The organism is Paenibacillus sp. HWE-109, from assembly GCF_022163125.1.
Lineage (GTDB): Bacteria > Bacillota > Bacilli > Paenibacillales > NBRC-103111 > Paenibacillus_E.
The window spans coordinates 8285683-8309464 of record NZ_CP091881.1 but is presented as its reverse complement, the minus strand read 5'-3'; the positions used below and the strand labels follow the sequence as shown (position 1 = coordinate 8309464).

General features: G+C 48.3%; 16 protein-coding genes, 12 tRNA genes and 3 rRNA genes. 3 read left to right on the top strand and 28 right to left on the bottom strand.

Annotated features, from left to right (window positions below; all coding sequences use genetic code 11):
- Positions 1–53: 53 nt before the first annotated feature.
- The 28 genes from LOZ80_RS35990 to LOZ80_RS35855 all read right to left on the bottom strand — a co-directional run bounded on the left by LOZ80_RS35990 (position 54) and on the right by LOZ80_RS35855 (position 19559).
- Entirely contained in the window at positions 54–1721 is a 1668-nt protein-coding gene (locus LOZ80_RS35990) for an extracellular solute-binding protein (RefSeq protein ID WP_238168967.1), read from the bottom strand.
- Between the two features lie 146 nt (positions 1722–1867).
- Positions 1868–2737: a carbohydrate ABC transporter permease gene (locus LOZ80_RS35985; protein ID WP_238168966.1), complete on the bottom strand. Its 870-nt coding sequence runs from the start codon at positions 2735–2737 to the stop codon at positions 1868–1870.
- A gap of 12 nt (positions 2738–2749) precedes the next feature.
- The gene (locus LOZ80_RS35980; protein ID WP_238168965.1) at positions 2750–3661 is read right to left on the bottom strand and encodes an ABC transporter permease; all 912 of its coding nucleotides are present in this window, start codon (positions 3659–3661) and stop codon (positions 2750–2752) included.
- 193 nt (positions 3662–3854) lie between these two features.
- Complete coding sequence (locus LOZ80_RS35975; RefSeq protein ID WP_238168964.1) at positions 3855–5384, bottom strand: response regulator transcription factor; 1530 nt, start codon at positions 5382–5384, stop codon at positions 3855–3857.
- Positions 5362–7203, bottom strand: a complete 1842-nt coding sequence (locus tag LOZ80_RS35970) for a sensor histidine kinase (protein WP_238168963.1) — start codon at positions 7201–7203, stop codon at positions 5362–5364. The genes LOZ80_RS35975 and LOZ80_RS35970 overlap by 23 nt, the downstream gene beginning before the upstream one ends.
- A 21-nt stretch (positions 7204–7224) precedes the next feature.
- Positions 7225–8220 carry a glycoside hydrolase family 130 protein gene (locus LOZ80_RS35965; RefSeq protein WP_443147094.1) on the bottom strand — a complete coding sequence of 332 codons (996 nt, stop codon included), beginning with the start codon at positions 8218–8220 and terminating at the stop codon, positions 7225–7227.
- Between the two features lie 937 nt (positions 8221–9157).
- Positions 9158–9228: transfer RNA gene (locus LOZ80_RS35960), tRNA-Gly, on the bottom strand.
- 14 nt (positions 9229–9242) lie between these two features.
- Positions 9243–9316: transfer RNA gene (locus tag LOZ80_RS35955), tRNA-Pro, on the bottom strand.
- Positions 9317–9336: 20 nt separating this feature from the next.
- Positions 9337–9413, bottom strand: a tRNA-Arg gene (locus LOZ80_RS35950).
- Between the two features lie 8 nt (positions 9414–9421).
- A tRNA-Gly gene (locus LOZ80_RS35945) sits at positions 9422–9496 on the bottom strand.
- A 103-nt stretch (positions 9497–9599) separates the two neighbouring features.
- A complete protein-coding gene (locus LOZ80_RS35940) occupies positions 9600–10298 on the bottom strand; it encodes an AIM24 family protein (protein WP_238168962.1) in 699 nt (232 codons plus the stop codon).
- Positions 10299–10328: 30 nt separating this feature from the next.
- Positions 10329–10790 carry a hypothetical protein gene (locus LOZ80_RS35935; protein ID WP_238168961.1) on the bottom strand — a complete coding sequence of 154 codons (462 nt, stop codon included), beginning with the start codon at positions 10788–10790 and terminating at the stop codon, positions 10329–10331.
- Between the two features lie 53 nt (positions 10791–10843).
- A complete protein-coding gene (locus tag LOZ80_RS35930) occupies positions 10844–11470 on the bottom strand; it encodes a GyrI-like domain-containing protein (RefSeq protein ID WP_238168960.1) in 627 nt (208 codons plus the stop codon).
- Positions 11471–11606: 136 nt separating this feature from the next.
- On the bottom strand, positions 11607–12116 hold the full coding sequence (locus LOZ80_RS35925; RefSeq protein WP_238168959.1) for a ferritin: 510 nt from the start codon (positions 12114–12116) through the stop codon (positions 11607–11609).
- A gap of 114 nt (positions 12117–12230) precedes the next feature.
- Positions 12231–12482 (bottom strand): DUF1450 domain-containing protein, encoded by a 252-nt coding sequence (locus LOZ80_RS35920; RefSeq protein ID WP_238168958.1) that lies wholly within the window; start codon positions 12480–12482, stop codon positions 12231–12233.
- Between the two features lie 146 nt (positions 12483–12628).
- Positions 12629–12713 (bottom strand) — tRNA-Leu (locus LOZ80_RS35915).
- Between the two features lie 34 nt (positions 12714–12747).
- Positions 12748–12823, bottom strand: a tRNA-Lys gene (locus tag LOZ80_RS35910).
- 17 nt (positions 12824–12840) lie between these two features.
- Positions 12841–12917: transfer RNA gene (locus LOZ80_RS35905), tRNA-Asp, on the bottom strand.
- 31 nt (positions 12918–12948) lie between these two features.
- Positions 12949–13025, bottom strand: a tRNA-Met gene (locus tag LOZ80_RS35900).
- Between the two features lie 43 nt (positions 13026–13068).
- A tRNA-Val gene (locus LOZ80_RS35895) sits at positions 13069–13144 on the bottom strand.
- A gap of 78 nt (positions 13145–13222) precedes the next feature.
- Positions 13223–13297, bottom strand: a tRNA-Glu gene (locus LOZ80_RS35890).
- Between the two features lie 36 nt (positions 13298–13333).
- Positions 13334–13425 (bottom strand) — tRNA-Ser (locus LOZ80_RS35885).
- A gap of 26 nt (positions 13426–13451) precedes the next feature.
- A tRNA-Asn gene (locus LOZ80_RS35880) sits at positions 13452–13527 on the bottom strand.
- Between the two features lie 5 nt (positions 13528–13532).
- Positions 13533–13649 (bottom strand): 5S ribosomal RNA (gene rrf / locus LOZ80_RS35875).
- Positions 13650–13779: 130 nt separating this feature from the next.
- A 23S ribosomal RNA gene (locus tag LOZ80_RS35870) occupies positions 13780–16694 on the bottom strand.
- 201 nt (positions 16695–16895) lie between these two features.
- Positions 16896–18439, bottom strand: a 16S ribosomal RNA gene (locus tag LOZ80_RS35865).
- The 16S, 23S and 5S rRNA genes sit together here with 8 tRNA genes alongside, the layout of an rRNA operon.
- Positions 18440–18878: 439 nt before the next feature.
- On the bottom strand, positions 18879–19268 hold the full coding sequence (locus tag LOZ80_RS35860; protein WP_283214725.1) for a VOC family protein: 390 nt from the start codon (positions 19266–19268) through the stop codon (positions 18879–18881).
- A gap of 69 nt (positions 19269–19337) precedes the next feature.
- Entirely contained in the window at positions 19338–19559 is a 222-nt protein-coding gene (locus LOZ80_RS35855; protein WP_238168956.1) for a hypothetical protein, read from the bottom strand.
- Between the two features lie 157 nt (positions 19560–19716).
- Between LOZ80_RS35855 and LOZ80_RS35850 the strand changes: the two genes are divergently transcribed.
- From LOZ80_RS35850 to hisC, 3 genes are all read left to right on the top strand, one after another.
- A complete protein-coding gene (locus tag LOZ80_RS35850; RefSeq protein ID WP_238168955.1) occupies positions 19717–19995 on the top strand; it encodes a hypothetical protein in 279 nt (92 codons plus the stop codon).
- Between the two features lie 140 nt (positions 19996–20135).
- Positions 20136–22286 carry a 5'-nucleotidase C-terminal domain-containing protein gene (locus tag LOZ80_RS35845; RefSeq protein WP_238168954.1) on the top strand — a complete coding sequence of 717 codons (2151 nt, stop codon included), beginning with the start codon at positions 20136–20138 and terminating at the stop codon, positions 22284–22286.
- A gap of 146 nt (positions 22287–22432) precedes the next feature.
- Complete coding sequence (gene hisC / locus LOZ80_RS35840; RefSeq protein WP_238168953.1) at positions 22433–23548, top strand: histidinol-phosphate transaminase; 1116 nt, start codon at positions 22433–22435, stop codon at positions 23546–23548.
- The last annotated feature ends 234 nt before the right edge of the window (positions 23549–23782 follow it).

Below are 23782 nucleotides of genomic sequence, written 5' to 3'. Positions count from 1 at the left end.
ATTCCTCCTCATGAAGTGGATGAAATCTCGTAGTCGGGCAAATCTCTGGTAGCCTACTTCCCTTGAACGGCGCGCTGTTGTTTGAAAATATCATAAATATCCTTGGTCAAAATGATTTTGTCGCGATCTTTGGCATAGAAGTTCTTATACCAGTCGTCCACCTGTTTCCCGCCTGCTTTCTCCCAAGCCGCAATCGCATCTTGTTTCGCTTGTTCCGGTGTATAATTGGCTGTCAGGATCGACTTCACCCAAATATCGCCTTCCCCTACACCTACTTGTTTCGTTGTGTTCGTTAGAATCAGCTGCAGCTCCTTAGGCAGCTGCGGCATTTGCTCCGCATGCGTCGGTCCAGCCACAGGCAGATCAAAATTAACGAACGTCGAGTTCAGCTCGAACATCGTCTTCACTTGATTCTGAGTCGCATCCTTCGCGTCCAGCTTCTCTGTGCCAAAGTAGCATTTGCCAGCCAAAGTCGGCGAAGCCAGCATTCCAAAATCTCCAGCGCCGAAATTGAATTCGGTTTTCCACTTATCCATGTCCGTGATTTGTGTACATTTATTTGCTTCCGATTTGCTGTGCACGCCCTCAAACCCGTAGTACATCGTCTTCATGAATTTCTCCGACGAAGCGAAATCCACGTATTTCATCACTGCTTCCGGGTCCTTCGCTTGTGAGTTCACGACAGCCGTCATTTGAATTGGATTGACGAAGATGGAGTTGAATTGACCGACTGGAGTTTTGGGATATGGAATCACCGTTATCTCCGCATCCGGCACGTTCTTTTTCAAATTCAAATAGAAATCATTATAAAAGACGAAGGGCACATTGAATTGCTCCATATAGATGCCGATTTTGCCGTTCAGGAAATCCTGCTTTGCTTTCGAACCATTTTTATCATTGAGGTAATCCTTATCAACCAATCCTTCGCTGTAGAGCTTCCTTTTAAACTCTGTAACCGCCTTAATATTGTCCCACCCGTGAACGAGTTCATTGTTTTGCACGATGAAGCCTGGATACGTTACGCCGAACATTTCATCCAATATTGCGCCTGAATTGTACGACATCGCAATGCCGTAAGTATCCTTCTTGCCATTGCCGTCCGGATCCTGTTCCGTAAACGCTTTCGCAATTTGGTACAGCTCTTCTGTCGTTTTGGGCGGCTGAAGGTTCAGTTTCTTTAACCAATCCGTACGAATGAACAGCCCCCGCTGCGGAATCGTTTCATTAATGCGTCCGAACTGGTACAGCTTGCCGTCAGCCCCGGTTCCTGCCTTTTTCAAAGCTGGATACTTTTGCATCAGCGCTTTATATTCCACACTGTATTTCTCAATCATGTCGTCAATTGGGCGCAGCTGCTTCTGGTCGATCAATGGATTCTTAATTTGCGGTGCATATTCCAGAATTAAATCGGGTGCCCCGCCGCTGGCGAACAGCGTATTAAGCTTTTGCTCAGACTGCGACCGTGGCACAGGAACGAATTTGACATCCGTGGGCCCCGCTTCATTAATCCATTTGGTTATTTTATTATTTTCAATGGTGCCTTCGCTGGAAGGAATATTGCCACGGTCATAAATCGTCGCCGTAATGGCTCCGCGTTTGGCCGGTTTCTGTGTTTCACCTGTTGTTTTTTCCTTGGTTTCCGTTGCACATCCCGCTACTACTGCCGTAACCGCCAAAGCGGCTGCCACGGAAAGGACAACCCGTTTCTTCTTGTTGGACATCTGCTTTCCCCTCTCTTCATAACAAGCCTATCATACCATTTCCTTTGCATTTCAAGCTCCACGCGAATGTCGCTCTGTCTCCCGGGTCTCATCACCTCCTTAGCAAAATGTACTTTACCGCGTGCGGCGGCGAACGATCTCAAATCCTAGCCCTTCACAGCGCCGAGCATAACGCCTTTCACGAAAAACTTCTGGACGAACGGATACACCACCAGCATCGGAATCATCATGAGGACAATCGCCGCTGCTTTCACGCCTTCCGCCACAAGCTGCACTGTATCCTCAGGGGAACGGAGTTCATTGAGCAGCTGCTGATTTTGCACCATTTGCTGCACAAGGACCGTCATATTGTACTTATCTGTGGAGTTGATATAGAGCAGAACGCTCATGAAGTAATTCCAATAGGATACTCCGTAAAATAGCGTCAGCGTAGCCAGCACCGGCATCGACAGCGGAAGCACGATTTGTGCCAGCAGCCGCCATTCTCCGCAGCCATCTATCCTCGCAGCTTCTTCCAATTCAGCAGGAATGCCTTCGAAATAGGTACGCATAATCAGCATGTTATAGGTGCTAACCAAAGCCGGAAGCCAAAGTGCGCCATAGGAGTCTATCAGCCCTAAGCCTTTAATCACTAAGAAAGTTGGAATAATTCCGCCGTTAAACAACATCGTGAATACCATCGCCAGCGTAAAAAAGCGACGCGCATAGAAAGAGTTTTTGGACAGCGGATAAGCCGCTAAGACCGTGGTCAGCATACTAAGCGCAACGCCAACCCCCGTAATGAGGACACTGTTTCCGAACGACTGCACAATCTTCGTCCCTTTAAATACCTCATGATACGTATCCAGCGTAATATCTACCGGCCACATGCCTACTTCCCCAGAGGCGATCGCCCTTGCACCGCTCAGAGACAAAGCAAACACATGAATTAACGGAAGCAAACACGATAGCGCCAAGACCGTCAGAATCACATAATTAATCAGATAAAATAGTTTCTCGCCACGCGTTGATTTCATATGACTATCCCCCTACCAAAGTCCCTGCTTAAATTTCCGGGCAATCCCATTCGCCGACAGCACCAGAAGGAAAGAAACGACCGACTCGAACAACCCCATAGCCGAAGTCAAGCTGAACTGCCCCTGCTGTACGCCAACCCGGTACACATACGTGCTGATAACTTCGGAGACACTGCTGACGACGTTATTCTGCAAGTTAAACACCGGATCGAATCCGACATCCATGACTTTGCCAATGGCCAAAATAACGAGCAGCACGATGGTAGTCTGTATGCCCGGTAAAGTGACATGCCAAATCTGTTTCAGCTTACCTGCCCCGTCAATAGCAGCAGATTCATACAAGCTGGGGTCAATGGAGCTCAATGCAGCCAAGTAAATGATGGCGTTGAACCCCATCTCCTTCCATACGCCTGAGGCAACAAATACAGCAATCCAGGAACCTGGATTATAGAGGAATGGGTACGGCTCCCCGAAGCGCCGCTCAATCCAATGGTTGATGGCGCTCGACTCCATCGAAAATATCGTGAGCACGAGCCCGCCTACCACAACCCACGAAAGAAAATGCGGCAAATAGACAACCGTCTGCACGAATTTCTTGAACCACATTCTGCGCACTTCATTCAGCAATATCGCCAAAATAATCGGCACTGGAAAGCCGAAGATAAGACTGAGCAAGCTGAGCACCAGCGTATTGCGAATAATATTGAGCGTTTGCGACTGGTGAAACAGCGTAATGAAATTATTCAAGCCCACCCAAGGGCTGTGCAGTACGCCGTCCGTGAAGTTGTAATCCTTAAAAGCGATCATCAGTCCAAACATCGGGAGATATTTGAAAATGAGAAAAAATAACACGACGGGAACAAACATCACCAGCAAAGGTATATTTTGATTTAACCTTTTTTTGTCGATTTTCCAAACACCCATCCACCGCACCATCCTGACTCGTTGTTTATCTTGTACCCCTATTGTAAGAAATCGGGCCCCCTGCAACATCTACGATATATGGGGAAAAGGATACGATTTTTAGGTCTTTGCTTCTCTTCCGTGCACAAAAAAACGCCCAAATCGTCTGTAGCAGACAATTTGAGCGTGGAGGGCTTTTTTAGGCATTTCTACCTTATTTTTGATGCAGCTTGCGGTAATCCTTTGGCGATAGCCCTGTCGTTTGCTTAAACAGTTTGGCAAAATAATTCGGCAAATCATAGCCGATCATCCCCGATACATCCGTTATTTTCAAATCCGTATTGGACAGCAGCTGTTTGGCTTTCTCCATGCGCAATTCGATCAAATAATCGATGAAGCTGCGCCCTGTTACCTTTTTGAACAAATGACTGAAATACGTAACATTCAAATGCACATGAGAGGCCACGAGCTGCAAGGGCAGCGCCTCTGCATAGTGATCTTCCATATACCGGGCCGCCTTCTGGATCGCATTCCCGCTGTATTTCTCCTGCCATTTATCAAAGTTGCCCAAGAATCGGTCAATCTCCGCATGCATCCAAGCCTCGATTTCTGCCATGTTCGCGCAGGCATGCAGCATGCCAATCCGATCTGTTAGAGTAGAAGAATCCTGCTCCAACTCAAACTGCTTGCGGGCGGTATCCTGCAAAGCAAAGCTCAGTGACAAAGCCTCAATCGGCCGATTGGCCGGCGGCATTCCGCGAACTTCCTCCATCCATTGCGCCAAGTATTGTTTCAGCAAATCCACTTGCCCAGCTACGATATAGGCGACAATCTGAGCGCTGATGAGCTGCTGGCGAGCTCCGCTTATCGGCGAATCTACACCGGAACGGTCATCTTGGTTCCGCTCCACTTTGCCCACATCCAGCCCGGCCTCATACAAATCGGCCAGCTTCGTGATATCCGCAATGACCCCAGCGGGATAAGAAACAACCGAAAGTCCCAGTAGACGCTGAATCGTCTCGCTGGCAGCCGCACTAGCTTGGTCCGCATCACCTGCATCCCTCATCACAAGGGCGATCCGCCCGTATTCAATGAGCAGCAGCTTGCCCGTTATCCCGTGTTGATTCACCAATTCACTGATAATATTCAAGACCGCAAATTGCAGCAAAGGAACGTCACTTTTGGCATACTGCTTATGAGCAGGATGGTAGTCCATAATTTGAAATAAAATAAGCTTGGAGCCCGTATAACTCTGTTCCAGTTCTGCAAGGACTTCTGTGCGATAGGGAAATCGCAGGAAAATCCCCCTTAATGTATGTTCCAGCAGCAATTGGTGCTCATTCTGCGCTTTGCGGAGCCTTGCTTGCTTCTCAAGCAGAAGGACCTCTACCTTCGCTAACGCGTCATAAATATCCTGTTGGCTGCATGGCTTAATCAATAAATCGAGGGCACCGTAGCGCAAAGCAGTCTGAGCATACTGAAAGTCTTGGAAGCCCGTGATGACAATAAATTCAATTCCCGGGAACTTGCTTTTCGTACGTTTCAGCAGCTCTAAACCATCCATTAAAGGCATTCGAATATCCGTTATCACCAAATCCGGCTGGGTTTGTTCAATCAAGCATTCCGCTTCTTGACCGTTCTCCGCTTCTCCGCATACGTGCCAGTCGGTTCCAGAGCCGCTGATCATCTTGGCTAGCCCTTTGCGGAAGAGAGGCTCATCCTCAACCAGAAGAATTTGATTCATCCAACGTCACTCCTTTGACGGCATGCCTAGCTTCGCACGGTAAAATTAATCTCATGAGCGTTCCCTGCTCCAAACCCTTAATCTCCAACTTGTACGGCTCGCCGCCATGCACCAGATCAATACGTCTCATCACATTGCGAACACCTATGCTCTCCCGTTCCCGCTGCGGATCATAGATCGTCTGATCTTCCTGCAGCGTGCGAATGGTATCCGGGTGAATTCCGCAGCCATTGTCCTCGATTTCGATATGCATATTAGCCTCGTGCCGATAGGCTCGAATCATCAAGCGTTTGTTGTCCGTCTGATCACGGAAGGCATGAACAAACACATTCTCTACTATAGGCTGCAGCAGCAGTCGCTGCATTCGGTAGTCCGTTAACTCCTCTTCAACTTCTATATGGACATAAAGATTTTCCCCGTGCCTTGCTTCCTGAATCGTAATATAGTTGCGAACCTGAGCCAGCTCATCCTGCAGTGTGCTCGGCGTCGAAATGGAGGCCAGCGAGTACTTGAGCAGTTCCGAGAGACTGGTGACGAGAGACGCCGTCTCTGCATCATCGTAAAGAAGAATGATTTTCCAATAAATTGAATTCAGGGCATTATGCAAAAAATGCGGGTTCAACTGCGCTTGAAGCGCCTTAAGCTCGGCCTCTTTTTCACTCAGCTTACTGACATACACTTCCTGAATGAGCGATTGGATGTTCGCTACCATCGTATTGAAGCTCTCCGCTAAGAAGGCAAACTCATCCTTCGAAGTGGTCACAATCTCCACCTGGAGATTCCCTTTGCGCAACTGCTGCATGCCCTTCACGAGCATGTGCAGAGGCTTGAGCAGTCTGCCGCTGAAGAACGAGACACTGACCGCCATGAGGAGGACACTGACGAGACCGGAGATGATTGCGACTTGATACACCCTTCGTCCTTTTGCTTTGATGTCAGCGAGCGATATGCCGCTCACAAGCGTGAATGATCTCGGCTCGTATTTGCTTTTCACAAATAGATACTCATTCCCGTGGTTCCTCTGAATAAACGTACCTTCCCGATTCTCCCATTGTGGAATAAAGGCTTCCTTGCTGTCCGGTTCCCGGCTGTAGAGCAGTTGATTATACTGGTCGTACAAGTAAGCGCCTGTGGTCCGACCAGCCATCAGCGGCTTCATAGGATCCTCCAGGAACGACTCATCAATGATCAGGATCAGCATGCCATAGACGGTTTGCTGCTTCGTCGATTTGAGCAGCCTTGCAGCAACCAGACTGCTTTTCTCCCCAGAGGGCTCCGAGAAGTCAGGAATCTTCATCCGCTGCCACACAATCTCGGCCTGCGTGCTTTTCAAACCGCTTTTTACCTTCGTGTAGAAGTCAGGAAACGTAATTTGAAAAGAGGGATTCGTATGGCTGAAGTAATAATTGTTCCCCTCCAAATCAACGATGTACAGTGCTCTGATTTGTTGTGTTTCATTTTTGAGGGGGAGCAGAATGTCCGATAAATCCCGTTCCAGCAGATAAGTTTTGAAAGCCTTGCTCTCTCCTGCCGCTGGCTCGGCATGCATGTTCTGAACGATCTGCTCGACCAGCGGGTGAAAGAAAATAAAATCCGTGATCCGGTACATATCTTGGATTTTCGACCCGATCTGACCGATCGATTGTTCACTCGTATTCAAATATTGCTTGCTGATCTCCGTCTCAAACAGATTCAAATAGATCCTATACGAAACGTATCCCGTCACCAAGGAGCATACGATAATAATCACAGACAGCGTTGCGATTAATTTCACTTTGAAATGCTGATGAATGTATTGGAGAACATGCTTTGGTTTCATCGATAACCCTCAACTCGATCCCTATTTAGGTAAACACAGTCGGATCAAATCATCCACATGAGCGGTTGCGAGACACTCTACCGTGTCGGCCGCTCCATAATAGATCTTGACCTCGCCATCCTCCTCCAGAATCATCCCGCCGGGGAAAATGACATCATTGCGGAACCCGCCACCCGTCTCGTAGCTGACTTCAGGTGCGAGCAAAGGCTCAGGGCATACGCCGATAATCTTGTACGGATTATCCAAATCCAGCAGCATGATACCTGCTGAATAGCGCTTCTTCCAAGACGGCTCCCAGCCGTTCTTGCCTCGGGATGCGTCAATATCGACCGCATGGAACGTAGTCAGCCAGCCTTGGGCGGTTTTGACCGGCGGCGCTCCGGGTCCGATCTTGTCATTGGCATACGGAACGTGCTCCAAGCCCATGAGCAGTTCAGTATTACCCCAGTATTTCAAGTCGGGAGAATCCGAAATCCACATGTCGAAGCTGTCCTTGCCCCCTTTCCCGTAGACGGGGAAGGGGCGTTCCAAACGTACGTATTTGCCGCCGATCCGTTCGGGAAACAGGACCATATTGCGGTTGTCCGGCGCCGACAAGCTGAGAATCTCGAAGCTCGCGAAGTCATCGGTCACAGCAACCCCGCCTCGCACACCATGCTTCGTATCTACAGCAAAACAAAGATAGCAGCGCCCGTCAATAACGGTCAGGCGCGGGTCGTACGTTCTAATAATCTCTTCGTCCTCAAGGCCGAAGACCGGTTTGTCCTGCACCTGCCAATCAACGCCGTCCTTGCTGTAGGCAAGCCCCAGATTCGTTGTATTTATCGGGAACAGTGTTTCGTCTTCAGCATTTCCGTAATCATTACGGAACATCATGACATACTGCCCCTGGAATTTGGTTACCCCCGCGTTGAAAACAAGGGCTGGTTTATAAGGCACATCCTGAGAAGTCAGAATAGGATTATTCGGATGACGCAGGATGCACGGGTTTGACGTTAACGTTCCACTTACTGGCATAGTAGATTTCCTCCGTACTATATAATATTTCGACATAATGCGCACGCATTTTCATCGAGGGGGAGAGTACTTGACGTCTCTCTATGCCAGTGTACGCGTTATGTTTAGGGATAACATTCAATAACTATCGAAAAATGGAGACAATATTTAGATGCTGCGGCGAGGAAGCCTATTCATTGGATAAATCCAATGGAAGTTCCTGATTTGCTTCCTAAAGGTGAGTTTCATTGGAATTTTCCAATGAAACTCACTTCTAGAGAGCCCCCCGCGATAAGCACCATCCCATCCAATAGCCTGATTCAGCTAAAGCTTCATCTCTAACCCACAAATAAGAGCCCCCAGAGGCTCCTATTCCGCGCAAAACCCCACTTTCCCCGCAGATAGAAGTCTCCAAAGGCTCTTATCCCTTCAACTAGCCCGCTCTACTACGCCAAATTACAAATAAGAGCCCCCAGAGGCTCCTATTCCGCTCAAACTCCCACTTTCCCCGCAGATAGAAGTCTCCAAAGGCTCTTATCCCTTCAACTAGCCCGCTCTACTACGCCAAACTACAAATAAGAGCCTCCAGAGGCTCCTATTCCGCGCAAAACCCCACTTTCCCCGCAAATAGAAGTCTCCAAAGGCTCTTATCCCTTCAACTAGCCCGCTCTACTACGCCAAACTACAAATAAGAGCCCCCAAAGGCTCCTATTCCGCGCAAAACCCCACTTTCCCCGCAGATAGAAGTCTCCAAAGGCTCTTATTCCCCTTGCAATCGTACTTGCTTATGCCTCCACATCTGCAGCCACTCGAGCAAACAAGCACTCTCCGCTACCTTATGTCCGTTTCGAACCACGCAGAAAGGTCCTTTAACAAACTCAGGGAGCCAAGCCCTAAGCCCAAGTACATAACAAAAAGACCACCCGAAGGTGGTCTTTCCTCATTCCTACATGCTGTAAGCGGGCGGCGGGAATCGAACCCGCGCGATCAGCTTGGAAGGCTGAAGTTCTACCATTAAACTACGCCCGCGTAGTTTGTAAAGATCGGGACGACACGATTTGAACATGCGACCCCCTGCTCCCAAAGCAGGTGCTCTACCAAGCTGAGCTACGTCCCGAAGTGTATAAAGAGTAAAAATGGCGCGCCCTGAGAGATTCGAACTCCCGACCTTTTGATTCGTAGTCAAATACTCTATCCAGCTGAGCTAAGGGCGCTTAAAAATTGGAGCGGAAGACGGGGATCGAACCCGCGACCCTCGCCTTGGCAAGGCGATGCTCTACCGCTGAGCCACTTCCGCATGGGTCATTTTACTTGTCGTTCTGGCTGATGTTTCTCCGAGGCGACAAGGAATAATATATCAGGATTCCAGGACAAATGCAAATGTTTTTTATTACCTTTTTTTATTTAATGAAAATTCCGCCGAAAGGTATCACTTCTTTGGCAATTCTCCGCAGCAAACTGTCGCTCTGCATATGCTCATCCAGCTTGCGATCCGGCTTACAAGGCTGCATCAGAACATGCCCCTTCCCCGTTATCTCCCAATGATAATTCATATGTTGGCTCGCCAGCGTATTCCCATACACACATAAACGCAGCTGAGCATTTCTCGGGTAAGCTACGAGACAGCTGATATCGACATACAAAGGCTCCTTCGCATCCAGCGCCATTTGAAACATCGGTCCCGTAGTTAGCAGTCCTAAGCTGCCAGGCCCTTTAAACTGCATCTTCACGAGATCTTGGGTGATCAGTGTATTTTTCACGTTTTGCAAATGGGAAGTAAAACTTACCCCCTCTGTATAGAACAACACGTGACGAAATTCATACAAAAGATCATCTTCAGGCCCAATCGATATTACAGACATACTGTAGCCTTCAGGCAGCCCCAGCATGACATGCGCAGGACCGCGAACACGCGATTGGATTAAGCGTTTTTTCCTATACATGCTTGGCAGCTTCATGAAAGAATCTTCTCTCAGCTCCGACTTCCCTTGAAAAGCAACTATTTGGTTCGGATGCAGCACATGCACGGACTCGTCCTTTTCCAAGCGTAATGTGGTGATCCTTGCCTGTGAACTTGATTTCTCGAAGGATACCTCCATACACGCTGACCTCCCCTTAGCTGCAATTCTCTACTTCCTAAGACGCTTTTGCCTGCGCCAGACAATAAGTCGAAACACGCGGCCAAGCACAAAATAAAACACAACGAGCAAAACAGCCGTCACAACCATATACATAATCTTTCGATTTCGCTTGTCTTTATCAAGCGCTATTTGCTCCATTGCTTTTATTCGTTCTTGCAGCTGCTCATTTTCCTTTTTAAGCGTATCATTCTGCCCTAGAAGCCGTTCTTCCGTTTCCTGCGAGCGCTTGATCGATTCAGCCAACTTATCTTTCTGATCCTCTAATTGCTGCTTAGTAGCGTCATAGTCTTTCTGAATTTGTTCCACATTCTCCGGGAGTTGATAGATTTCCTTCATCCGGTCTAACCAGGAGGCCTGAGCGGCAGATGCAGGATACATAAACCCAATCAAGATCAGCAGCATGCCTATACCTTTGGCGATCCCTGTGAAATGACGCGTTCCTTTCTGCATCTGCCAGCCCCCCCATGCATGTATCGACATTTTCTTCTATTTTACCGCAAAAATCAGACCTGCACCACTTCTATCGCTGCTATGGGATAACGCAAAATCGTCTTCATCCTCGAAGGCTCCACTTTTCTTTGATCTGATAAATAAATCTCATGATGAAGCCCAGTGATACGATATTTGTGCTCCGCCAAATAATGCTCAAGTTGCTCCAAGGACTCCGGTTCTGTCGCATAAGGCCCCACATGGAGCATTTGTACACAAGTCCCTTCGTGCAGGGTTTCATAGTGAATACTCGAAATAACTTCCAGTTCCCTCTTCTTATCCATCGCTATCGCAAGCGCTTCTCCGAAACTCTCCGTCCTGACGTAATCAGGCATACGAATTAGAAGCTTCCAGTGCCATTCTTCCCTTGGAACGTCCAAAGCTTTACTAACGTCTCCGTCAACCCACCATAGGCCCTCTAGCTTGGCCACAGTGAAATCTTTCCCTTCTTTCTTATAAATCCCCTTGATGCTGTAAGAAAGCGTGTAAAGTGCTTCTACCGCATTTGAAAAGGTGGTACCATCAGGATCCCCTTGACCTTGAATGCTTACGTATCGAATAGGATCGAATTCCACGATTTGGGGTTTTGTTGGTGCTGAGTAATAACTTTTGTACGTTTTAGCTAAATCTAACTTGTCCATGCGAACACATCCTTTTCCTATTTTCCCCAGTATATAAAAGGACTCCTGACAACTGTACGTCAGCAGACAAAAAAAACTTACCCTTCGCTAAAATTCGCGAACTGGGTAAGTTTCATCCTCATAAAAACATATGTAATTATTCCGCTGTTGGTGGCGTGAATGAACGCAGTGCAAATTCAGCATCCAACATATAAAAAGCGTTGCTGTCTTTGTCGATACGCTTGAGTTTATTGATAATGCTGTCGAACATGGCTTCTTCCTCGACCTGCTCATCAATGAACCATTTGAGGAACTGCATCGTCGCATGCTCTCTATCATTAAGTGCCAAATCTGACAGATGGTAAATGCGTTTGGTTACCTCTTGCTCGTGGAGGTAGGCGTGCTCGAAAGCATCCAGAATGGATTTATATTCATTGACTGGAGTTTCCATACCAGCAAAGCTGACCTTTTTACCGCGGTCATTGATATATTTGAAAATCTTCATCGCATGGAACTTCTCTTCTTCCGCTTGCACTTTGAAAAAGTTGGAGAAGCCATCCAAGCTCTCCCCTGCACAGTAACCTGCAATCGCTAAATAGACGTGCGCCGAGTAAAATTCATAGTTCATTTGCTCGTTAAGAGCGCCAGTTAGTGTATCGTTTAACATTGATGCACACATCCCTTCTGTATGGTTAGCTTTTATTAATTCCCCATACATACAAGATTACCAGAACTCCGCATACAAATACAAACGGAAGTAACAATTTTAACAGATCTATATTCATGCCATCACGCTTTCAACTCTAGATTCAGCAATAATTTGCTTAATCTGAGCATAAAGTAAATCTGGCGAAGCCGCGCACAGCAATTCTTTTTTACCAATCATCGCGATACATTCTTTCTTGCAATGCTTGCAGTTGCCTAAGCAATCTTTCTTTTTCTGCTTGAGGTCAGGATACTCGTTTTTCAAGGATTTGAAAATTTGCTTGGACCCGAACTTCTCATTTCTACAGCAGTATTTAATCGTTTTCATCTCGATCACTCCCCGCCACTCACTTCAATCGCTACACTTGATATTAGTGATAATAATAATCAATGTCAACACTATTTTGTATGATTCGCAAAAAAAAGAGCTTTCCCTCATCCCTGTAAAAGGATAAAGGAAAACTCTTTGCGTGATGCGGTCAAGAGGACTCGAACCTCCACGGGGGGTTAGCCCACACGGACCTGAACCGTGCGCGTCTGCCAATTCCGCCATGACCGCATAAACAGAAAAACTTTGATCGATGATCAAAGAATGGTGAGTCATGTAGGATTCGAACCTACGACACCCTGATTAAAAGTCAGGTGCTCTACCAACTGAGCTAATGACTCATGCCATAAATAAAAAATGGCGGAGCTGACGGGATTCGAACCCGCGGTCTCCTGCGTGACAGGCAGGCATGTTGGGCCACTACACCACAGCTCCACACTATGTACAATATCTTCTGTAAGAAGATTGGTTGCGGGGGCAGGATTTGAACCTGCGGCCTTCGGGTTATGAGCCCGACGAGCTACCGGGCTGCTCCACCCCGCGTCATTAAGCATATAAATTTCATCGACCCCGTTAAAGGGATATATGGTGGAGGCTGACGGGATCGAACCGCCGACCCTCTGCTTGTAAGGCAGATGCTCTCCCAGCTGAGCTAAGCCTCCATGGGAAGTGTTGTACCGGCCCACGCAAAGTAATCGGAATATGCTTCGTCAGCAATACGTCACTTTGTGGGGATTAGTTGGTGACCCGTAGGGGACTCGAACCCCTGTTACCTCCGTGAAAGGGAGGTGTCTTAACCACTTGACCAACGGGCCTCGTAAAACAGGCTTCTCGGATGTATAAGCTAGATATGGCGGAGAGAGAGGGATTCGAACCCTCGAGACGCTTGTGACGTCTACACGATTTCCAATCGTGCTCCTTCGGCCAGCTCGGACACCTCTCCATGAAAAGCCTGGTATGTTATAAAAATGGCTCCCCGAACAGGACTCGAACCTGTGACAACTCGATTAACAGTCGAGTGCTCTACCAACTGAGCTATCAGGGAAAACTGCTTGGCAACGTTCTACTCTCCCAGAACCCTGCGGTTCAAGTACCATCGACGCTGGAGGGCTTAACGGTCGTGTTCGAGATGGGAACGCGTGGGTCCCCTCCGCCATCATCACCAAACAGTCAAAGCGTGGTTTGCGCCTTGAAAACTAGATACGAAACGTGCGTAAAGTTAGATATTCTTAGGATTTCTGGTTCCCAATCAAGTAGTCGGAATTAGCTACAAAGCTTATCTTCACTTGGTTGGGATTAGGTTAAGCCCTCGACCGATTAGTATTCGTCAGCTGCATACGTTGCCGCACTTCCACCTCGAACCTATCAACCTCGTCGTCTACAAGGGGTCTTACATACTGGGAAATCTCATCTTGAGGGGGGCTTCGCGCTTAGATGCTTTCAGCGCTTATCCCCTCCGTACATAGCTACCCAGCTATGCCTCTGGCGAGACAACTGGTACACCAGCGGTACGTCCATCCCGGTCCTCTCGTACTAAGGACAGCTCCTCTCAAATTTCCTACGCCCGCGACAGATAGGGACCGAACTGTCTCACGACGTTCTGAACCCAGCTCGCGTACCGCTTTAATGGGCGAACAGCCCAACCCTTGGGACCTACTTCAGCCCCAGGATGCGATGAGCCGACATCGAGGTGCCAAACCTCCCCGTCGATGTGGACTCTTGGGGGAGATAAGCCTGTTATCCCCAGGGTAGCTTTTATCCGTTGAGCGATGGCCCTTCCATTCGGTACCACCGGATCACTAAGTCCGACTTTCGTCCCTGCTCGACTTGTAGGTCTCGCAGTCAAGCTCCCTTATGCCTTTGCACTCTGCGAATGATTTCCAACCATTCTGAGGGAACCTTTAAACGCCTCCGTTACATTTTAGGAGGCGACCGCCCCAGTCAAACTGCCCACCTGACACTGTCCCCATACCGGATCACGGTACCAGGTTAGAACTCCGATACGATCAGGGTGGTATCCCAACGGCGCCTCCACCCAAGCTGGCGCTCAGGCTTCAAAGGCTCCCACCTATCCTGTACAGATCGTACCAAAGTCCAATATCAAGCTGCAGTAAAGCTCCATGGGGTCTTTCCGTCTTGTCGCGGGTAACCTGCATCTTCACAGGTATTAAAATTTCACCGGATCTCTCGTTGAGACAGCGCCCAAGTCGTTACGCCATTCGTGCGGGTCAGAATTTACCTGACAAGGAATTTCGCTACCTTAGGACCGTTATAGTTACGGCCGCCGTTTACTGGGGCTTCAATTCATAGCTTCGGGTTGCCCCTAACCACTCCTCTTAACCTTCCAGCACCGGGCAGGCGTCAGCCCGTATACTTCGCCTTGCGGCTTCGCACAGACCTGTGTTTTTGCTAAACAGTCGCTTGGGCCTTTTCACTGCGGCCCCCTCGGGCTATTCACCCTACCGAGGCACCCCTTCTCCCGAAGTTACGGGGTCATTTTGCCGAGTTCCTTAACGAGAGTTCTTCCGCGCGCCTTAGAATTCTCTTCTCACCCACCTGTGTCGGTTTGCGGTACGGGCACCTTCGCCTGGCTAGAAGCTTTTCTTGGCAGTGTGAAATCATGACCTACGGTACTTAAAGTTTCCCTCCCCATCACAGCCCAGCCTTACGATGTGCGGATTTGCCTACACATCAGCCTCACTGCTTGGACAGACATCCATCAGTCTGCGTCACTATCCTTCTGCGTCACTCCATTGCTCATAACGGCTACGGTGGTACAGGAATTTCCACCTGTTGTCCATCGACTACGCCTTTCGGCCTCGCCTTAGGTCCCGACTTACCCTGAGCGGACGAGCCTTCCTCAGGAACCCTTAGGTTTTCGGCGGATCAGATTCTCACTGATCTTTTCGTTACTTATACCGGCATTCTCACTTGTATGCGCTCCACCTGTCCTTACGGTCAGAATTCAACGTACATACAACGCTCCCCTACCCATGCACAAAGTGCAAGCCATAGCTTCGGTGGCGTGTTTAGCCCCGTTACATTTTCGGCGCAGAGTCACTCGACCAGTGAGCTATTACGCACTCTTTCAATGGTGGCTGCTTCTAAGCCAACATCCTGGTTGTCTGTGCAACTCCACATCCTTTCCCACTTAACACACACTTGGGGACCTTAGCTGATGGTCTGGGCTGTTTCCCTTTTGACAATGGATCTTAGCACTCACTGTCTGACTCCCGGAATAAAGTTTGTGGCATTCAGAGTTTGACTGGACTTGGTAACCCTTGGCGGGCCCCGCACCCAATCAGTGCTTTACCTCCACAACTCATCTTCCGAGGCTAGCCCTAAAGCTATTTCGGGGAGAACCAGCTATCTCCGAGTTCGATTGGAATTTCTCCGCTACCCCCACCTCATCCCCGCATTTTTCAACATGCGTGGGTTCGGGCCTCCAGTGAGTGTTACCTCACCTTCACCCTGGACAGGGGTAGATCACACGGTTTCGGGTCTACGTCCACGTACTAAAGCGCCCTATTCAGACTCGCTTTCGCTGCGGCTCCGTCTCTTCGACTTAACCTCGCACGGGAACGTAACTCGCCGGTTCATTCTACAAAAGGCACGCCATCACCCATAAAGAGGGCTCTGACTTTTTGTAAGCACACGGTTTCAGGTTCTTTTTCACTCCGCTTCCGCGGTGCTTTTCACCTTTCCCTCACGGTACTGCTTCACTATCGGTCACTAGGGAGTATTTAGCCTTGGCAGATGGTCCTGCCGGATTCCGACGGGGTTTCACGTGACCCGCCGTACTCAGGATACCTCTAGGGATTTCGTTCGATTTGGGCTACAGGGCTTTTACCTTCTATGCCGGACCTTTCCAGATCACTTCGCCTATCGAACTAACCCCATATCGAGGTCCTACAACCCCAAGGAGCAAGCTCCTTGGTTTGGGCTATTCCGCTTTCGCTCGCCGCTACTGACGGAATCACTTTTGTTTTCTTTTCCTCCAGGTACTTAGATGTTTCAGTTCCCTGGGTATGCCTCTACTAAAGCTATGTATTCACTTTAGAGTAACTGCGCATTACCACAGCTGGGTTCCCCCATTCGGACATCCCCGGATCAAAGCCTGCTTACGGCTCCCCGAGGCATTTCGTCGTTCGCCACGTCCTTCTTCGGCTCCTAGTGCCTAGGCATCCTCCGTGTGCTCTTTCTAGCTTAACCTAGAAAAAACTTTAAAGATTTTTGTGCAACCCGAAGGTTAACACAACCTAAGTTCTTACTTTACGTTTCATTTCGTTATCTAGTTTTCAAGGAACAAAAGTATTACATTGAAAGATTGCTCTTTCAAAACTGAACACGAGTGAGTAAGCGATGTGTATCCGAAGATACTTGACTGGATCTATCAGATCCGAGTCTCCATAGAAAGGAGGTGATCCAGCCGCACCTTCCGATACGGCTACCTTGTTACGACTTCACCCCAATCATCTACCCCACCTTCGGCGGCTGGCTCCCTTGCGGGTTACCCCACCGACTTCGGGTGTTGTAAACTCTCGTGGTGTGACGGGCGGTGTGTACAAGACCCGGGAACGTATTCACCGCGGCATGCTGATCCGCGATTACTAGCAATTCCGACTTCATGCAGGCGAGTTGCAGCCTGCAATCCGAACTGAGATCGGCTTATAAGGATTCGCTCCGCCTCGCGGCTTCGCTTCCCGTTGTACCGACCATTGTAGTACGTGTGTAGCCCAGGTCATAAGGGGCATGATGATTTGACGTCATCCCCACCTTCCTCCGGTTTGTCACCGGCAGTCATCTTAGAGTGCCCACCCGAAGTGCTGGCAACTAAGATCAAGGGTTGCGCTCGTTGCGGGACTTAACCCAACATCTCACGACACGAGCTGACGACAACCATGCACCACCTGTCTTGGGTGCTCCGAAGAGGGGCACTATCTCTAGTGCTTACACCCAGATGTCAAGACCTGGTAAGGTTCTTCGCGTTGCTTCGAATTAAACCACATACTCCACTGCTTGTGCGGGTCCCCGTCAATTCCTTTGAGTTTCACTCTTGCGAGCGTACTCCCCAGGCGGCATACTTACTGTGTTAACTTCGGCACCGAGAAATCGAATCCCCGACACCTAGTATGCATCGTTTACGGCGTGGACTACCAGGGTATCTAATCCTGTTTGCTCCCCACGCTTTCGCGCCTCAGCGTCAGTTATAGGCCAGAAAGTCGCCTTCGCCACTGGTGTTCCTCCACATCTCTACGCATTTCACCGCTACACGTGGAATTCCACTTTCCTCTCCTACACTCAAGTTCACCAGTTTTGGATGCGAACCGGGGTTGAGCCCCGGGCTTAAACACCCAACTTAATGAACCGCCTGCGCGCGCTTTACGCCCAATAATTCCGGACAACGCTTGCCCCCTACGTATTACCGCGGCTGCTGGCACGTAGTTAGCCGGGGCTTTCTTCTCCTATACCGTCACACACAAGGCAGTTACTCCTCATGCTGTTCGTCTAGGGCAACAGAGCTTTACGATCCGAAAACCTTCATCACTCACGCGGCGTTGCTCCGTCAGACTTGCGTCCATTGCGGAAGATTCCCTACTGCTGCCTCCCGTAGGAGTCTGGGCCGTGTCTCAGTCCCAGTGTGGCCGTTCACCCTCTCAGGTCGGCTACGCATCGTCGCCTTGGTGAGCCGTTACCTCACCAACTAGCTAATGCGCCGCAGGCCCATCTACCAGCCACAGATTGCTCCGTGTTTCATAATTCTCTCATGCGAGAAAACCAATTATCCGGTCTTAGCTATCGTTTCCGATAGTTATCCCGATCTGGTAGGCAGGTTACCTACGTGTTACTCACCCGTCCGCCGCTAACTTGTCCCCGAAGGAACAAATCCGCTCGACTTGCATGTATTAGGCACGCCGCCAGCGTTCGTCCTGAGCCAGGATCAAACTCTCCATAGTAGCGAACGATTGCTCGTCCGTATATCTGAAAGCTGAAATGTTCATTGACTTGCTAGCGAGATTTTGCAATCTCTTTTTTGAACGATTTCTCGTTCGTGCTTACTCACTCGTTGTTCAGTTTTCAAAGATCAATTTCTTTCGCTCACTGCCGTGTTACCGAAGCAGCGAGAAGTAATATACCACAGCTCGTTCATCAATTGCAAGCATTTATTTTTCTCAGCAATTTCTGTCGCTATCTGTCGGTGTTTGCTGCTTCAAAAGCAACGAGGACTAATGTACCATGCTCAGCCAGCAATTACAACCCCTTTGGAAATGTTCCACTATTGCCATTGTTTTGAATGTTCTCTCATACTCTTGCAAATAAAAAAGCACCTCTTTACCAGAGTTGTTCAACTCTAATAAAAGGATGCCCGTATTTAACGGAATATAGTAGTAAGGATCATCGCGTCGATTGAAAAAATTCAATGCGCTCTCCGTCCAAACCATTAAAGAAAAAGTATCTCGAGCCGTTCGGAAGCGCAGTAATTTCCGTATCCAATTGCTCAACGTTCAATCCTTGTATTCTAGCAAATTCAATTTCAATGTCATCCACAGTAAAAGCTAAATGATGAACTTTGCCTTCTTGCGGCAGGTTTCCGTTATAACCTTCAATCAATTCTACTTCCGTTTCATTCAACTGTTCAAATCCGAGAAAGCCAAGTCGAATCACTCCATTGGTATGAAGCAGCGTACCTTTGTGTTTAAGCCCGATAACTTCTTCATAGAAACGGATGGATGCTTCCAAATTTGCAACCATGACACCGACATGCTCCAATTTCAAAACTGCCAATACGATTACCTCCCTCATTCATCTTCTTCTATTGTAATGAAATAAGTGCAGGAGGGCTAGATCTCGAAGTTAAGAAATACACAGTGTCTCCATTTCGCCGTCTAACGAATAAAGCGTTACTTCTTGACTCGTAATATTGACTAAGCCAAGATCATCAAATATTTTTTTCACCTGAGCATTCGCTAGATGCTTAATTATCGTCTCGGCAGCCACATGGATGTAACCCTGATAGTTGGGCTCAAAAAACACAAGAACCTCTTTTCCTTCAACTACTATTTTCGTATGCATCATGCCGGCAACACCCCCAATTCGGATAGTTCAATTGTATATATTGGAAACTAGGAAAGTGTGAAGATCATATTAGTTATTTGTTAGGTCATGAAATTTCACTTCATCGTTAGACTCGGTGTATACTGAATATAAAGGATCCGATTGGAGGGTACAGATCATGAGATTGCTAAAGCTTCTTCAAATTTACGAGGTGGATGGATTTACCCCTAAGCATCGTTCGGAACGTTTCGATTTTGATCAGATTCAAGGGCAAACTTTCTGTGAGATGAACCCTACCGAGGTCGGGTCTTCTATGATGCTAACTGCTGTGAACCGCTATATCCCTTTCAAAACAACCAGCGTGCAAGCAATAGATCGAGACGGCATGGATTTCCGGGTGCTGACTCGCAACACGATATATCACTTTGAAGTTCATATGGATCGCAAAGCCAATTAACCCTTGGAAGGTGAACGGCTTTTTTTGTGTATTTTTATAATAATAATTTCTTCACTTCTCAAAAACTAGCAATCTCCTATATACTTATAGACGTATTATTAACCTGCGTTCTATTAATTGAAGGAGGACGATTTCACTTTATGAAAAAAACATTGACCACCCGTCTCACTGCACTTGCTCTTGTAACCGTTCTTACCAGTTCATTCGCCAGCAGTATGGCCTTCGCTGAATCCGCAGCAGCTACTTCCCCAACTACGATAAAATCAGATATGCGCCTTGCCGTTGAAAAAGGAGCCGTTGAGGGCTACGGCGATAATGACTATCGCGGTGCTAATGAAGCAACACGCGCTGAAGTTGTGACCATGATCAATCGGGCTGCTAATTTAACGAAGGCGGATGCCGGGTCTGCGACATTCTCCGACCTTGCTGCTTGGCAGAAACAAGCTGTAGCAAATGCGGTTGCAGCTAAGTTGATCAGCGGTTTCGCTGACGGGACGTTTCACCCGAATGCTTCTGTTACACGTCAAGAGCTGGCTGAGCTGATCGTGAAAGTTGTCACGGGCGGTCAGATGCCGAAGGTGAATGAGAATGTTTTGAACTATTTTAAAGACTCCGCTTCGATTGCCCAGGCGTCTCGCCCTTATGCGGCCTATGCCGTCATTAGCGGGATTTTCGCTCCTTCACTCGACGGCAACTTCAATCCGACCGCCGCTGTAACGCGCGATGAAGTCGCTAAAGCGCTGAAGCCTGTACTATTTAAAGTGGTTGATATTTTATCGACAAATGATATTCATGGTAAAATCGAAGTCGGTTTTGATAAAAAACGCAATCAAGAGCAAGGCGGTATCGAAACGCTCGGTGGGATTGTGAATGATTTCCGTGCTGTTAATCCGAAAGGCACTGTCGTTGTTGACGGCGGAGACGCTTGGCAGGGAACACTGATTTCCAATACGACGAACGGTCAGTCCGTGATGGATACTATGGCTCAGGTCAACTATGATGCTGCCGCGATTGGCAACCACGAATTCGATTTTGGCCGCGACGTTCTCATCAACAACATCAAAAACGCCAAGTTCCCAATTCTCGGAGCGAACATTATTGATGACAAAAGCGGCAAACGTGTCGACTGGACACAGCCGTACGTCATTGTTGAAAAAGATGGCCTCAAGATCGGCATTATCGGCTTCGCCACACCGCAAACAACGACAACGACCAAGTCAACCAATATCGCAGGACTCTCTTTTGTAAATCCAGCTCCGCTTGCCAAGGAATTGTCCGAGGAACTGCGCGCCAAAGGCGTTGATATCATTATGGTCACTTCCCACCTGCCTGGTGAGCAGAACCAAAAATCACAGGAAATCATCAGTGAACTAGCCGATTTGGCCAATGGCACAGGAAACGGAACGCTGGATGCGATCGTTGGCGGACACTCGCATTTGCGTGTTTCCGGCATTGTGAACGGAATTCCCGTGGTTGAAGCGCAAAGCTGGCTTTATGCGGTCGGCCATATTCAACTATTCGTGGATAAAACCACTAAAAAAGTCGTATCTTCGAATGCTAGTTTGCTAGAAACGTATACGAACTTAACCACGGCTGATTCCAAAATTCATCAGACGGTTGAGGATTACAAAGCTAAAATCTCAACGAAATCCAGCGAAGTGGAAGTTGTGGTTGCTGAACCGCTTACCCGGAAATCATTCCGTTATGCAGCGAATGGCAGCGTTGAACGCGATGGCGCTACACAGCTCGGAAACAGCATCACGGATGCGATGCGGGCTGCCGAGAAGTCGGACATTGCCTTCACCAACATCGGCGGCGTTCGCGCTGATTTGGATAAAGGCAATCTGACGTATGGTAAAATGTTTGAAGTTTTCCCTTTCGGCAATTACAACGTTACAGGTACCATGACAGCTGCCCAAATCAAGAAGGCTTTGGAAGTAACCGATAAATACTCCAATCTCCCGGCTATCCAATTCTCTGGCTTAAAAGTCGAGTGGGATAGCACGAAACCGCTTGGCGAGAAATATTCGAAGATCGCCCTCGTAGATGGAACTCCCATTTATGTAGATGGCAAGTTCAATACGGAGCGGACCTTCAAAGTGACAACCAATGATTTCATGGCAACGGGCAGCGGTGACGGATTTACCGTTTTCGGGGAAGTGAAAGACTGGAAAGACGGAGCCGTTATGCTGGATGCTTGGGTAGATTATGCGAAATCATTGAAGGCTGCAGGCAAGGAACTGTCCGTGCAAGACGATGGACGCGATGTGCGTTTGGATTTGAAAAAATAGTAGCAGCTATCATTTGTAACTAGAGCCTTTGATCTTGTCCGAGTGTTGGATAAGGTCAGAGGCTTTTTATCACTTAAAATACTTTACTACTTTACCAAGTTAATGTATTATTACAGTAAAGTAATCATGAATAGGAGTGACTCTGTATGAGCAACCGAACTACCGTAAACATTCGTCCTCGCAATGTGTTAAGTGGCATGAAACCTTATTCCCCTGGCAAGCCGATCTGGGAGGTCCAACGTGAATTAGGCATCGAAAAGGTGATTAAACTCGCTTCCAATGAGAATCCGCTCGGCCCCTCCCCACTTGCGCTTGCGGCGATTCAAGCCTATCTCTCGGATATCCACCGCTACCCTGACGCGGACACCGTAGATCTACGTGCTGCGATCGCCACAAAGTATCAGTTCACTTCTGATGAAGTGCTTGTTACGAATGGCGCCGACGAGCTCATAACGCTCATATCGGAAGCCTTCCTGGAACCAGGCGATGAAATCGTTGTGCCTTCTCCAACGTTCAGCGAATATGAATTCGGGGCGAATCTGATGGGAACCCGCGTCGTCGAGGTGCCACTGCGTGAAGATTACAGTTATGATATCCAGGATATCCTTGCCGCTGTAACTGCCAAAACCAAACTGCTTTACATTTGCTCCCCTAACAATCCAACAGGCACATATATGAAGAAACAGGATTTGCACCAGCTGGTGGATCAGCTTCCTGCACACGTTTTGGTGATTTTTGACGGTGCCTACAGTCACTTCGTGACAGCAGACGATTACTGCGATGGCCTAGAGCTTGTCAAAGCGGGCTACCCGATCATTGTGACCCAAACTTTCTCCAAAATATATGGGTTGGCAGGCATCCGGGTTGGTTATGGCATCGCGTCACCGGCTATTTTGCAGCATATTCGCCAGGTCAAAGAACCTTTTAACGTCAATGCGCTAGCCCAAGTAGGCGCTGTGGCGGCTATCTTGGATGACGAGCATGTGCAAGCCACGCGCAATTCGAATGCTCTTGAACGCGAAAAACTATACGGAAATTTGCAAGCGTTAGGGATCCATTTCACACGCAGCATGAGTAACTTTGTCTTAATTGATCTTGGACCTGAAGCCAAATCAATCTATGATAAACTGATGCGCAAAGGGATCATCGTTCGTTACGGAGCCGGTTGGAATCTCCCCAATCATGTGCGGATATCCATCGGATCAGCGGAAGAACAAGAAGCATTCCTTGTCGCCCTTCGCGAAGTGCTGCAAGAAGCTTGAAACATCTGCCAGGCCTCTCCGACAAAAAGAGGCTGCCCACAAGTCAATTTTATGACTTAAGGGCAGCCTCTTGCTTTCAATATTGCACTACATGGAAAAGCTACCGTTAATTTAGACATTTTTCCATGAAAACCCGGTTTTCATGGAAAATCTCCTGTTATTTCTGTTACTTTCTCATTAAATAGCGATTTTCCTCTAAATTAGCGGGAGGTTTTCCAGTTAGATGACCTTTTA

Bases quoted from the DNA above. Each gene is read 5' to 3' on its own strand.
- LOZ80_RS35990 (WP_238168967.1), bottom strand. From the start codon at position 1,721: ATGTCCAACAAGAAGAAACGGGTTGTCCTTTCCGTGGCAGCCGCTTTG.
- LOZ80_RS35985 (WP_238168966.1), bottom strand. From the start codon at position 2,737: ATGAAATCAACGCGTGGCGAGAAACTATTTTATCTGATTAATTATGTG.
- LOZ80_RS35980 (WP_238168965.1), bottom strand. From the start codon at position 3,661: ATGGGTGTTTGGAAAATCGACAAAAAAAGGTTAAATCAAAATATACCT.
- LOZ80_RS35975 (WP_238168964.1), bottom strand. From the start codon at position 5,384: ATGAATCAAATTCTTCTGGTTGAGGATGAGCCTCTCTTCCGCAAAGGG.
- LOZ80_RS35970 (WP_238168963.1), bottom strand. From the start codon at position 7,203: ATGAAACCAAAGCATGTTCTCCAATACATTCATCAGCATTTCAAAGTG.
- LOZ80_RS35965 (WP_443147094.1), bottom strand. From the start codon at position 8,220: ATGCCAGTAAGTGGAACGTTAACGTCAAACCCGTGCATCCTGCGTCAT.
- LOZ80_RS35940 (WP_238168962.1), bottom strand. From the start codon at position 10,298: ATGGAGGTATCCTTCGAGAAATCAAGTTCACAGGCAAGGATCACCACA.
- LOZ80_RS35935 (WP_238168961.1), bottom strand. From the start codon at position 10,790: ATGCAGAAAGGAACGCGTCATTTCACAGGGATCGCCAAAGGTATAGGC.
- LOZ80_RS35930 (WP_238168960.1), bottom strand. From the start codon at position 11,470: ATGGACAAGTTAGATTTAGCTAAAACGTACAAAAGTTATTACTCAGCA.
- LOZ80_RS35925 (WP_238168959.1), bottom strand. From the start codon at position 12,116: ATGTTAAACGATACACTAACTGGCGCTCTTAACGAGCAAATGAACTAT.
- LOZ80_RS35920 (WP_238168958.1), bottom strand. From the start codon at position 12,482: ATGAAAACGATTAAATACTGCTGTAGAAATGAGAAGTTCGGGTCCAAG.
- LOZ80_RS35855 (WP_238168956.1), bottom strand. From the start codon at position 19,559: ATGATGCATACGAAAATAGTAGTTGAAGGAAAAGAGGTTCTTGTGTTT.
- LOZ80_RS35850 (WP_238168955.1), top strand. From the start codon at position 19,717: ATGAGATTGCTAAAGCTTCTTCAAATTTACGAGGTGGATGGATTTACC.
- LOZ80_RS35845 (WP_238168954.1), top strand. From the start codon at position 20,136: ATGAAAAAAACATTGACCACCCGTCTCACTGCACTTGCTCTTGTAACC.
- hisC (WP_238168953.1), top strand. From the start codon at position 22,433: ATGAGCAACCGAACTACCGTAAACATTCGTCCTCGCAATGTGTTAAGT.